At 48.0% G+C, this 11,839-nt stretch carries 11 protein-coding genes; 10 read left to right on the top strand and 1 reads right to left on the bottom strand.

Annotation, left to right across the window (positions count from 1 at the left end):
- Window positions 1-109 precede the first annotated feature (109 nt).
- From PSI17_RS14460 to PSI17_RS14435, 7 genes are all read left to right on the top strand, one after another.
- Window positions 110-823, top strand: a complete 714-nt coding sequence (locus tag PSI17_RS14460) for a radical SAM protein (protein WP_273552644.1) — start codon at window positions 110-112, stop codon at window positions 821-823.
- Window positions 824-944: 121 nt separating this feature from the next.
- The gene (locus tag PSI17_RS17475) at window positions 945-1,472 is read left to right on the top strand and encodes an SPASM domain-containing protein (protein ID WP_443256034.1); all 528 of its coding nucleotides are present in this window, start codon (window positions 945-947) and stop codon (window positions 1,470-1,472) included.
- Window positions 1,450-1,755 carry a hypothetical protein gene (locus PSI17_RS14455; RefSeq protein ID WP_092550054.1) on the top strand — a complete coding sequence of 102 codons (306 nt, stop codon included), beginning with the start codon at window positions 1,450-1,452 and terminating at the stop codon, window positions 1,753-1,755. Before PSI17_RS17475 ends, PSI17_RS14455 begins: the two co-directional genes overlap by 23 nt.
- Window positions 1,752-2,615, top strand: coding sequence for a hypothetical protein (locus tag PSI17_RS14450; RefSeq protein ID WP_273552643.1), 864 nt, complete (start codon window positions 1,752-1,754; stop codon window positions 2,613-2,615). The genes PSI17_RS14455 and PSI17_RS14450 overlap by 4 nt, the downstream gene beginning before the upstream one ends.
- A 10-nt stretch (window positions 2,616-2,625) precedes the next feature.
- Window positions 2,626-3,585 (top strand): thiamine pyrophosphate-dependent dehydrogenase E1 component subunit alpha, encoded by a 960-nt coding sequence (locus PSI17_RS14445; RefSeq protein ID WP_273552642.1) that lies wholly within the window; start codon window positions 2,626-2,628, stop codon window positions 3,583-3,585.
- A complete protein-coding gene (locus tag PSI17_RS14440; protein ID WP_273552641.1) occupies window positions 3,586-4,608 on the top strand; it encodes an alpha-ketoacid dehydrogenase subunit beta in 1,023 nt (340 codons plus the stop codon). It abuts the gene before it with no gap.
- Entirely contained in the window at window positions 4,608-5,840 is a 1,233-nt protein-coding gene (locus PSI17_RS14435) for an MFS transporter (RefSeq protein WP_273552640.1), read from the top strand. Before PSI17_RS14440 ends, PSI17_RS14435 begins: the two co-directional genes overlap by 1 nt.
- On the opposite strand, the gene PSI17_RS14430 is transcribed toward PSI17_RS14435, so the two are convergent.
- On the bottom strand, window positions 5,820-6,464 hold the full coding sequence (locus tag PSI17_RS14430; RefSeq protein WP_273552639.1) for a pentapeptide repeat-containing protein: 645 nt from the start codon (window positions 6,462-6,464) through the stop codon (window positions 5,820-5,822). The genes PSI17_RS14435 and PSI17_RS14430 overlap by 21 nt on opposite strands.
- Window positions 6,465-7,087: 623 nt before the next feature.
- Between PSI17_RS14430 and PSI17_RS14425 the strand changes: the two genes are divergently transcribed.
- The 3 genes from PSI17_RS14425 to PSI17_RS17470 all read left to right on the top strand — a co-directional run.
- Window positions 7,088-8,824 carry a ShlB/FhaC/HecB family hemolysin secretion/activation protein gene (locus PSI17_RS14425; RefSeq protein ID WP_273552638.1) on the top strand — a complete coding sequence of 579 codons (1,737 nt, stop codon included), beginning with the start codon at window positions 7,088-7,090 and terminating at the stop codon, window positions 8,822-8,824.
- A gap of 67 nt (window positions 8,825-8,891) precedes the next feature.
- Window positions 8,892-11,723: a two-partner secretion domain-containing protein gene (locus PSI17_RS14420; protein ID WP_273552637.1), complete on the top strand. Its 2,832-nt coding sequence runs from the start codon at window positions 8,892-8,894 to the stop codon at window positions 11,721-11,723.
- Window positions 11,698-11,839, top strand: a 142-nt coding sequence (locus PSI17_RS17470; protein ID WP_443256035.1) for a hypothetical protein, incomplete at its 3' end; no start/stop codon positions are given. The genes PSI17_RS14420 and PSI17_RS17470, both read left to right, overlap by 26 nt.

The raw sequence follows: 11,839 nt of genomic DNA, 5'->3' as shown, positions 1-11,839 counted from the left end.
CCTTAGTTAAGTGAAAATATAAAATCCGATAGTTTTTATTGTGGTTATCCTGTGATTTATTGTTCTTCATAAATCACAGGATGTTTATCCCATTTGAATTGGTGAGGAAATGATGAACCTGATTACTGATAACGATGAGCCTCTGTTTTCTTCACCTATTCACGTTGATTTTGATATGACAAATGCGTGTAATCTTGCATGCAGACATTGTCATGCTGCATCAGGCAAAAGACAGGACAATGAACTGACTACGGCAGAAATAAAAAATATAATAAGTCAATTACATGAATCAGGTGTTATTGATTTAACCCTCGCTGGAGGAGAACCTTTTCTCAGGCCTGATATGTCTGAGATTTTGGCTCATGCGCAATCGTGTTTTGGTTTATATACCACTGTCGTCACTAACGGAACATTATTAAACAAAAAAATGATAAAAACGTTAGCGAATGAGTGTCCAGACATAAGTTTTAACATCAGCATTGATGGTTCAACACCGGATTCACTTGATATATTGCGCCACAGAAAAAACCGAGATCAAAAAAGAAGGGATCTGTTGTTTTCACAGATAATTTCTGGCGCAGAATTCCTCTCTGCTACCGGCCTTTCGCTTGGTGTTAGTTTTGTTGTGAGTGGTATGAATGCTGATGAACTTGAGGGAGTATACAGGCTTGCTACCAAAGAATTGGGCGCAAAAAGTGTCACGGCTATTCGTTTTTTTCCGGCGGGCTATGGAAAGAATGCGCTCAATGAGTTAGAACTGAAGTATCAACAGTGGCAGGGCGAGAGCATGAAAGCCTGTTTTTTGAACGATCCGTGCAAATAAAACACTGATTGATACTTTAACAAGACCGAATTGAGTGATATTCGCCCTATAATTGACTGTGTTGCATACAAATTAAGGTCGAAAAACGTTCGTGCTCTCGCCCTGTCAACAGTGGGAGTCAATGATACTTCATTTAACCCGAAACCATGATAATTTCCGAAAACTGACAATATCTGTCTCAGCCCCATGGGAAATTTATCTGCCATTAATCCGTAACGGATATTCACCACAGCAAATATGGGATATATGGGGATACCGCTCAACACTGACAGATCCAATGTATTCGTCCGTTTATCAGACTGCTGATCCCAGTGGCGTCGGAGACCTGAATATCAGTGGGAACGGAATGGTTTATCCTTCGGTTCTTATGTCAAGAAACGACTCTGTCCTGTGTGGTAATTTGCGGGAACACTCTCTGACTGATATCTGGTATAACGCCGCTGCCCTGAAAAAATTAAGAAATATTAAAATTTCTGATATAGGTTCTCCGTGCACCACTTGTGAGATAGGTGAATTATGTGGTGCAGGATCTCGTTCTCGTGCACTTTCTATAACAGGTAATCTGAAAGGGTTGGATTTATGGTGCCCCATCGTAGCTGAGAAAGATAACCGAAGGAGAACTGAGAATGTATTATTTACACAAAAATAAAAATACACTCAGAATTCTTCCGAGAAAAAAAGGGACTGAATTACGTTTTAATCAGAAAATATTTTTTGCCAATGAAGATCTGACAAAAATCATTGATTTTGTGATTAGTTCATCTGATATATCAAAACATGATTTTTTAGAAACCGGATTGTCAGAAGACATTATCCTTTGTGCTCTGGTCAGTCTTTCTGATGAAGGAATTTCTCCTGAAATATGGGGGGAAGTATGGGAAGGTAAAATCATAAAATACATTAACCTCCACTGTCAGAGGGAAAAAGAATGAACATTTTGAGTTATATCGAAAGTTTGGGAGCAGGTCTGAATGCAGAATGGGAAAGTATAGACTTCAGCATCAGTGCTTTTCCTGAACTTGCCCATAATACTATTCTCAATAAAAGACCCGAGGACGTTATTGATATCTACCAATTGACTGAGGATCTTCTTCAATATACAGCCATTCCCAAACAACGCTTCAATCATGGTTCTCAGTTCGGCCAACCTCCCTTTACATTATATGTTTCACCAGGACAGCGTTTTTTTATTGAAATGTATTTATGGTCTTCTGTTGATATGACCATCCATGATCATCCTTTTTCAGGCGCATTTTCAATCTTTGAAGGCGTCTGTAAACATGAAACCTTTACGTTTGAACGAACAGGAGGCTACGATACCCTTCAAACAGGGATTCTGAAATCTGAAACGAATGAATTGTTGTCTCGCGGGGATAGCCGCACCATCTTAAATGGTTCTCGTCTGATACATCGTAATCTCCACTTATCAAGACCAACAGTGACATTCATTATCAGAACTTATCGAGATCCTGGTTTCACCGGAATGCTTTTTGAAGAGTCTGGCCTGGGTATTGTCCCTGATTTAGGTGTGAGTGAATCAAAATACCTTGATTATCTTGACGGATTTATCCAACTTCATAATTACAGCCATGCTATCAAAATGATTAAGTTGCTGATGAATTCCAATGTCAGCCCTTATGCAAAGTTTCGCGCCATCGAAATGTATTTAGAGGATACCAGGCATTATCATGAAATTGATATGCTGGCTGATACTTTTTGTTCAGCGAATCTATTGATTCCTTTCCGAATACTGAAAGACTCCTTTGAATTGCGAAAAAACGCTATTTGTTAAGTGAGGCCAAATGACATCTTTAGCCGGAATTCTTGGGGCTTATAAAACATCATATCTCATTCGTGCCACTGATTCCCGAATTCAGGAAGGGTTGAATTCCCAGGATTTTTTTGCCCTACATTATCCTGTGAAAGGGCAGGAAATCGTTTCTGCGTCTATAGGCTATAGCCTCAATGAAGGGGACCGAATTATTTCTACTTACCGCTGTCTCGGTGATCTTATTGCCGCCGGTGTCAGCCCATATGCTTATTTTGCTGAAATAATGGGAAAGGCAGACGGATTGTCAGGCGGTAAAGGAGGCTGCATGCATCTGAGTTCCCCCCGGCATGGCTTTCTTGCTACCACCGGGATTGTCGGTGGCGGACTCCCAATAGCCTGCGGAACGGCGCTTTCTATGAAGTTGTCCGGTTCAGGACATCTTGTTTTTGTGACGTTTGGGGACGGGGCCACCACTACAGGGGCATTTCATGAGGCGCTTAATATTGCCGGCTTGTGGGCTCTCCCCGTTCTATTTCTGTGTATAAATAACATGTATGCCTTGCACACAAAACTTAGCCGGATAACAAAGAATACGTCGCTGTATAAAAAGGCTGCAAATTACCAGATCCCTGCTACCTGTGTGAATGTGTCCGAGCCTACCAAAGTTATCGATCTGGTTTCAGATTTTGCTGAAAAGGTTAGAAAAGGTAAGGGGCCAGCGTTTATCGAAATTTTGGCTCCCAGGTTGCACGGACATATGGCCGGCAGTACCACCGACTACATGAATCTGCCCTGTCAAGAGGAATTAAATCACGCAGATTCTCTGCTAATTCTCAGAAAGATTTTACTTTCTTTGACGAGCGGTCGGGAAACTGAGCTTCAGGTTTTCGAAAGAGAAACGGATGATTTTGTTAATCAGGTTTATCTGGATGCAATGATTGCTTCTCCGCCAGATCCTGATGCATTATTAACTCAGGTTACAGAGGCATAGATGGACGTTAATTGTGAAAAAACTGTCTGTCTGACTTTTGCAGAGGCACTTAACAGTGCCCTGAATTTAGCTTTAACCCATGATCCTGCTGTGGTTTTGTTAGGTGAAGATATTGGCACCCCTTCTGGCGGTATCTACAAGGTGACTCAGGGGCTCGAAGAACGTTATGGAACTCATCGTGTACGCACAACGCCTATTTCAGAACAGGGGATTATAGGATTGGGAATCGGACTCGCTTTGGTCGGTCATCGCCCGATTGTTGAAATAATGTTGATGGATTATCTTACCATTGCGTCTGATCAACTTGTTAATCATGCTGCGAAACTCAGATATACAACTAATGGGGTAAGCCACATTCCTCTGACGGTCAGGATGCATATTGGCGGGGGAACCATGGGGGGAGCACAGCATTCACAATCACTGGAAGCCTGGTTGACTCATATACCCGGGCTGAACGTGGTCATTCCCAGTACACCTGAAGATGCCAAAGGCCTGCTGCTGTCCTGTATCAGAAACAACGATCCCTGTGTCATGTTGGAGTGCATTGAATTATTGTGGTCAAAGGAGCGCAGTCCTGTCCCCATAGGGGATTATGTTATCCCGCTTGGGAAAGCGCGTATAAAACGTACTGGAACGGATCTGACTTTGATTTGTTACGGAAGGGCGGTAAGTTGGTGTCTGGAATCTGCTGAGTATATGGAGCAAACTTATGCAATCAGCTGTGAGGTCATTGATCTCAGGACGCTGACGCCTCTTGATCTACCCTCTATTTTAGCGTCTGTGAGAAAAACAGGCCGGGCTATGGTGGTACATGCTGCAAATCAATTCGGCGGTTTTGGCGCAGAAATTTCGTGTCTTATTACGGAAGAGTTACATGCTGTTCTTGCCCATCCGGTGATCCGCTTGGGAGCCAGAAATTGTCCCGTTCCTTACACCCGTGTCTTGGAAGAAGTATACTCGCCGAATGTTCGGCAGATCACTGAAAAAATAAAGTCTGTCTTCAGTATCGGGAATGTCTCTTAATGGTGTTGAATAACTCTGTGTTAAAGTTGCCAGGGATGTATCGTTTATTATCAGGCTATGGTCTGTCTGTTATCGCTGATACCTCTGTCTATATTGTTTTTGCTGTTTGGGCAAAACAAATTACGGGAAGCACATCAGGTATCGGTCTGGTTTTCTTCTGTTTTATCATTCCCTCATTAATCAGCCCCCTGACAGGTAACGTGATTGACAGTTTGAAAAAAGACAGGACGATAGTTCTGACCAATCTTTTTATGGCAGTCTCTATATTGCTTTTACATTATTCAGATAAAAGCAACCAGTATCTTTTACTCCTTTTTACCGCATTTATTTATGGTCTTGGGTACGTTGTGTTCAACGCAGCTCGCGTATGCCTCGTTGTTAACAATTATGAAGAGCGGTTTATCGGTAAAATAAATGCTGTACTTCGTACCTTACGAGAGGCTTTAAGATTATCTTCTCCAATATTAGGCATTTACATTTACACGACATTTGGATCAGATATCTTTGTGTATTTTGTCAGTCTGGCATTACTGTTATCTTGCTTGCTATTTTATCACTTCGAAAAGAGCGATAATTCTGAACGTAATAAAACAAATACTCAGGTCAAGCTATTTTCTTTAAACGGGTTAATGAAAGGTGTTTATGGACTCTGGAAAGATCGGTTGCTCAGAGTATGCATTACCTGTTTGTCTGTTACGCTGCTGGTAGCAGGTTTTTATGAAATTATACTTTTCAGTATCTTGGATAACATCGGTAAACCAGCGTCCCTGATAGGACAATTAATTTCTGTCCAGGGACTTGGTGCGGTGATTGGCGGTATATGTTCAATCAAGCTTATTCAGCGTTTCACACCGGCTATGTTAGTCAGTTTTGGATTTATTATCCAGTCTATTGGAATACTTGGGCTTTTTGTGCAGGATATATCAATAAGTTATATCAGTTGTGCGATTTTCGGCTTTGGTGCGCCAGTCTCCATGGTGGGGCTTGATACCATTATACAAACAACATTGCCGGCTGATATTCAGGGAAGAGCAAATACATCGCTTGAAGCTGTGACCAGTATTCCTTTCTCGCTCTCCTTTCTTTTATCCAGCGTGCTAACAACGCTAATTTCTTATAAGTTGATGCTGTTTTTTATGGTTGTAGTCACTCTGTCCGCTTCAGTCTATCTGCTGTTTAATATACGAAAGCATCATTTAGCCTGCCAACATTCACGAGATAATGATCCCTAAGTTAGCGATCAGGGACGAAATCTGCCAGGCTTCCATTTTCACTCCAGTCAGATTCACTTTTCTTAAATCCAGACCTTGAAGAGTGGCTCCCCTTAAATCACTGTAGGTAAAATCAGCATCGGTCCACTGGATACCAGAAAACTCACCTCCGGATAGATCAGCGCCTCTGAATACGGCTTTTTGTATATCTGTCTCATGCCATCTGTTTCCTTTCAATATGCAGTTTTCCATAATGATACCCGCGAGAATCGCATTACTGAGATTGCATCCTTCAATTTTTCCGGAACAAAACCACTTTTTTCTTGTTATATAATTTTCAAAACGTGCATTTTCAAAACTTGCTCCGCTCAGTTTGCAATGTAAAAATTCAGCGCCAAAGACATCAGAATACGAAAAATCGGTAAGTGATAAATTACAGCTAAGAAATTGTGTTTCTCTCAGCATGCCGTTGCGAAATGAACACCCCTTACTGCGGTCTTCATCATAAAATTGGCAAGCAATGAAAGTAGCTTCACTCAGGTTTGTTGAACTGAAGTCATAATGAGAAAAATCCAGTAACTCAAAAGTTTTGCCTGAAAAATCACGATGACTGGCAGTCCCAGTGTCTTGGAAAATTTTCAGCATAAAACAGCCCCCTAATGATGAAGTCTTAGTCCTGATTTTAACTGACTCCCGAATTCATATAATAAATGCAACATGCGGAAGTAATGTGGGCGGGAAATGAGTTGCTGATAAGCTACCACACTCTATCTGTAGTTGCATGATAATTCCGGGCAACCTGCAAGACAGACAGAATAGCATGGGCCAACAACGACAAGGTAATATGCAGGTACCTGCTTTACTACTATCGTATTTCATCATGATCCAGAACACATTCCCCTTTCTTTCCTCAAAGTCACACTCGATTTTCCAGCGATTAAGCGGTAAGGAGTTCAGCAGGGCGACTGAGTTAGGAATACTCTGAATACCACCCTATTCATCATCTTTTCTCATCATATTCACGGTGTTTTTGTTTTGGCTGAATTTAAAACCCGGATGAATCTGCTTAATGTTGCACATAATGTGTTGTGATTCTGTTAATTCATTGTCATGTTATTGCATTTTGAGAGTTAGATCGTCTGAATAAACACCTCCGTGATGAATGTCTCATCTGTTAGCTTGATAATTAAACCCTGCCGACCATAATACCTCATCTTAAAAATCCCTTATTACTGTTCAATAATAATTACGTATCCGATGGGTTTACTATGGCAACGGTAACTTCCCGCAACATGATAGCCGGGCTGGCCGGATGGACTGTACTCGCATTCTCCCCCGTACAGGCCGATGACCCGCCCTTTATTCAGCAAAAACAGCAATCACAGGCAGCCGAACAACGTGCAGCAACCCTGGATGCTCAGGAGCAACGCCGGCAGCAGGAAAGGCAGCAGGCGCTACAACAGCAACAGACACCGGATACCGATGTCCGGCTCACGCGACCCGACGTGCACCTGTCTGATTATCCAGCTGATGAACATCCCTGTTTTACGATCAATACCTTACGTTTAGAAGGCGATTCCGCTCGCCGTTTTCAGTGGGCACTGGATGCGGCAGGGGATGCCAAAGGGCGTTGCCTGGGCGGACAGGGGATTTTGCTGGTCAATAACAAGGTACAGAATGCCATTCTGGCCAAAGGTTATGTCACCACCCGTGTCATGGTGCAGGAGCAGGATCTGACCGGGGGTGTGCTGACGCTGACACTCCAGCCCGGCCGCATTGCCCATATCCGCTTTGATGAGCCGGTGTCCTGGCGTGGGCGGCTGTGGAATGCCATGCCAGCTGCCGCCGGGGATATCCTGAATCTGCGCGATATTGAGCAGGCGCTGGAGAATTTCAAACGGGTGCCCAGTGTTGAGGCCGACATAAAAATCGAACCCGGTCAGCAGGAGGCGACCAGTGACCTGCGGATCAGCTGGAAAGAGGGCCGTCCGTTCCGGCTCAGTCTGGGACTTGATGACAGTGGTGCCCAAAGCACTGGCCGTTATCTGGGGTCGGTGACGCTGGCGATTGATGCGCCTTTTGCCCAGAATGATCTGTTCTATGCCAACATCGGTAAGGATTTGTTTGAGCCCGGCCCCTTTGGGAACCGTTCCCGTACCGTTAACTACGTCTTCCCGCTCGGTTACTGGGCGTTTTCTGCCAACTACAACGACTACACTTATCACCAGAATATCGCTAACGCAAACGAAATCCTGGCCTACAGTGGTAAAAGCGAGAATGTGCAATTCACGGTGTCCCGGCTGTTATTTCGCAATCAGTCACACAAAACCACCCTTAATCTGCGCGTCTTTCGCCGCCATTCCACCAATGCCGTGGGGAATATCGAAATAGCCCAACAACACCGCCGTACTGCGGGCTGGGAGTTAGGCTTAAGCCAGCGCAGTTATTTCGGTGATATCACGTTGGACGCCGGCATCAACTGGCGGCGGGGAACCGGTGCCTTCGGTGCGTTGCCGGCACCGGAAGAAGCTTACCATGGGGGCAGTGCCCGCACGGGAATGGCCCTGGGGGATATCAGCCTAAATGTGCCTTTTCAATGGGGCACACAGCTCTGGCGTTATCACACCAAAGTGCGCTGGCAGTGGAGTGCAAACCCGCTGACACCGCAGGACAGGCTGGCGATTGCCGGTCGTTATACCGTGCGCGGGTTTGACGGCGAGCAGATGCTGTCCGGTGAAAGAGGGCTGCTCTGGCGTAATGAGCTGGCCTGGAATGTACTGTCGCGTGGTCACGAGCTTTACTGGGCGGTGGATTATGGTCGTGTGGATGGACCGGGTGCCCGTCATCTGGTCGGGCATCAGCTGGCAGGCGGTGCCCTGGGCGTGCGCGGCACGTTGTGGCGCAGGCTCAGTTATGACCTGTTTGCCGGGGTGCCATTTTACCAGCCCGCCGGTTTTCACACCCCGGGCGTGAGCGGCGGTTTCAGCTTCAATCTGGAAATCTGATAACCGCACTCATCCTTAATCACAAACAAATGTTGCGTTTATTTATTTGATCTGGACGGACTGATTTATGAACAAACAGTGTTATTGCCTTATTTACAGCCGCACGCACGGTGAATTGCGGGTGGTCTCGGAACTGGCCCGCAGTTGCAGCACCTCACCCGGGCAGCGTCGTGGTATCGGTGCATCGCGCTTGTGGGTGACGGTACGCCGCGCGGTGTGGCTGCTGGGGGCTGCGCTGTTTGCCGGACAGGCGTTGGCGGACGGTATTATCGCTGACAGGCAGGTAGCCCCTGCCCAGCGTCCGGAAGTGATAACAACCCAGAATGGCCTGCCGCAGGTCAATATCAATGCACCCAATCAGGCCGGCGTATCACATAACCCCTATCAGCAGTTCGATGTCGACCAGCGAGGCGCCATCCTTAACAACTCGGCGCTGATGACCTCAACCCAACTGGCCGGGATGATACAGGGTAACCCCCGCCTCGATCTCAATGCTGCACCGGCCCGGTTTATTATTAATGAGGTCAACAGTGATAAGCCCAGCCAGCTGCGGGGATTTCTGGAAGTGGCCGGCGGCCGGGCGCAGGTGATTGTGGCCAACCCGTCGGGGATTGTGTGTAACGGCTGTGGCACCATCAACGCCGGACGGATGACCCTGACCACCGGCAAGCCTCAGTTGAACGCCGACGGCAGTCTGGCGGGGTATCAGGTCGAGCGGGGCGTGGTGAGCATTGAAGGCGGCGGGCTCAATGGTGACCCGCGCCACGATACCGGGTATGTTGATATTCTGGCGCGGGCCGTGAAGCTGAACGCCGGCGTCTGGGCCAACGAAGAGCTTGCGGTGGTGGCAGGGCGTAACCGCATCAGTGCGGACAGCAAAACAGTGACGCCGCTGGACGAAAATGACAAAAAGCCCGAACTGGCGATAGACATGGGGCAGATGGGCGGCATGTACAGCGGTTATATCCGCATGATAGGCACGGAAGCCGGTGTCGGGGTGCGTAATCAGGGCGGGCATTTGCAGGCGGGGAAAACACTGACCGTCAGCAGCGAAGGGCGGCTGAGCTGGCAATCGGGGGAGCAGGAAGCCATCACTCAGGCAGGAGGCGATATCACCCTGACCGCCCGGAACGGGATTGAACATCACGGCAAACTGCACAGCGGCGGGCAGCTTGCGGTACAGAGCCGCGACGGTGACATTCAGCAGTCCGGCACCCTGGCGGCCGTGGGTGATATCCGGCTGACGTCGGCCCGGGGCATTCAGAGCCGCGGGTATTTGCTGGCCGGCAGCGATACTAGCAGTACGCTGAAACATAAGGCAAACCTGACGCTGAGCAGTCAGGGGAATACTCAGGCCAGCGGCCATTTGCTCAGTCTGGGGGATATCAACGTGACTGGCCAGCGGGTGGATATCAGCCACAGCCAACTGGCGGCCAGCCGGGCTGAGATTGCCGCACAAGCCGGTGGCGTTGCCCTGCAACAGGCAAAAATTGACAGTCAGCAGTTGACCGTAAAAACCCCGGGCGATATTGACGCACAACAGGCTCGGGTAGGTGTCGGTCGCTGGGAGATTGATGCCAATAATCTGTTCAATCAGAAGGCGGTCTGGTCTCAGTCTGGAACCGGGGAAAGCCGTTTTGCACTGACCGGGGCGCTGGATAACACCGGCGGCCGTATTGAAGCGCCACAACTCAGCCTGAATGCCGGTTCCCTGAACAACCAGCAGGGGCATCTGGTGGCGCTTGAAAAGACAGTGCAACACTGGCGGGTGACCGGATTGCTGAGCAACACCGACGGTCTGCTGGGTAACAACGGCAACCTGCGGCTTGATATCGGCAGCCTGAATAATCAGCGCGGCACGTTAAAGAGTCAATCGGCATTGGATATTACGTCGGGCGCTGATATCAATAACAGCGGGGGTAATCTGCTGTCCGGCCAACAGTTGACGGTGAAGGCGACGGGTCGCATCGATAACCAGCGCGGCACGTTGCAGGGGCTGTCCGCATTGAATGTGACGTCGGGGGGCGATCTCCAAAACGGTCAGGGTAATCTGTTGTCCGATCAGGCGCTGACTGTGAAGGCGACCGGCAGCGTCGGTAACCAGTCCGGTAATATTCAGGGCAAAGCGCTGGAACTGACTGCACAGACGCTGACGAATACGAAAGGTAAGGTTGTCAGTCAGGGGCATTTGCAGCTTAAGATCAATCAGGACATGGGTAATCAGCACGGACTCATTAAAGCCGATGATGTGCTGAAGATCCAGACTGACGGTCACTGGGATAACCGCGACGGCACCATTCAGGGCAGCAAGCAGGTGACCGTCTCTGCCCGTAGCATTGATAACCACGGCGGCACCCTACAAGGCAGCAAACAGGTTGATGTCTCCGCCCATAGCATTGATAACAGTGGTGGCAAACTGTCGGCCGAACAAAAACTGACCCTGAACGCTGCCGACAACATCAATAACCAGTCCGGTGACATCCGGGGCGAAACGATGCAATTGACGGCGCAGCACCTGAACAATGCACAGGGTAAGATCGTCAGTAAAGGCCATTTTCTGCTTGACAGTCATCAGTCGATTGATAACCAGCACGGGCGGCTCGATGCGGCTGACGCCCTGGATATCCGCACCCGGGGCCACTGGAATAACCGCAGCGGAACCGCCCAAAGCGGTAAACAGGTAGATGTCACTGCGCACAGCATCGATAACAGCGACGGTAAACTGTTGGCTGAACAAGCGCTGACCGTGAACACGACGGGTACTATCGATAACCAGCGTGGCACGTTGCAGGGGCTGTCCGCATTGAACGTGACGTCGGGGGGGGGATATCCAAAACGGCGGGGGCAAACTGTTGTCCGATCAGGCGCTGACCGTGAAGGCGGCCGGCAGCGTCGATAACCAGTCCGGTAATATTCAGGGTAAAGCGCTGGAACTGACCGCACAGACGCTGACGAATACGAAAGGCAAGATTGTCAGTCAGGGGCATCTGGAGCTTGAGATCAATCAGGACATGG

This window comes from Xenorhabdus sp. IM139775, from assembly GCF_028598745.1.
Taxonomy (GTDB): Bacteria; Pseudomonadota; Gammaproteobacteria; order Enterobacterales; family Enterobacteriaceae; genus Xenorhabdus.
The sequence above is the reverse complement of the archived record's forward strand: the minus strand, read 5'-3'. Positions and strand labels throughout refer to the sequence as shown.

Coding starts and splice junctions, on each gene's coding strand:
- PSI17_RS14455 (WP_092550054.1), top strand. CDS start 1,450: ATGTATTATTTACACAAAAATAAAAATACACTCAGAATTCTTCCGAGA.
- PSI17_RS14450 (WP_273552643.1), top strand. CDS start 1,752: ATGAACATTTTGAGTTATATCGAAAGTTTGGGAGCAGGTCTGAATGCA.
- PSI17_RS14430 (WP_273552639.1), bottom strand. CDS start 6,464: ATGCTGAAAATTTTCCAAGACACTGGGACTGCCAGTCATCGTGATTTT.
- PSI17_RS14440 (WP_273552641.1), top strand. CDS start 3,586: ATGGACGTTAATTGTGAAAAAACTGTCTGTCTGACTTTTGCAGAGGCA.
- PSI17_RS14445 (WP_273552642.1), top strand. CDS start 2,626: ATGACATCTTTAGCCGGAATTCTTGGGGCTTATAAAACATCATATCTC.
- PSI17_RS14420 (WP_273552637.1), top strand. CDS start 8,892: ATGAACAAACAGTGTTATTGCCTTATTTACAGCCGCACGCACGGTGAA.
- PSI17_RS17475 (WP_443256034.1), top strand. CDS start 945: ATGATACTTCATTTAACCCGAAACCATGATAATTTCCGAAAACTGACA.
- PSI17_RS14425 (WP_273552638.1), top strand. CDS start 7,088: ATGGCAACGGTAACTTCCCGCAACATGATAGCCGGGCTGGCCGGATGG.
- PSI17_RS14435 (WP_273552640.1), top strand. CDS start 4,608: ATGGTGTTGAATAACTCTGTGTTAAAGTTGCCAGGGATGTATCGTTTA.
- PSI17_RS14460 (WP_273552644.1), top strand. CDS start 110: ATGATGAACCTGATTACTGATAACGATGAGCCTCTGTTTTCTTCACCT.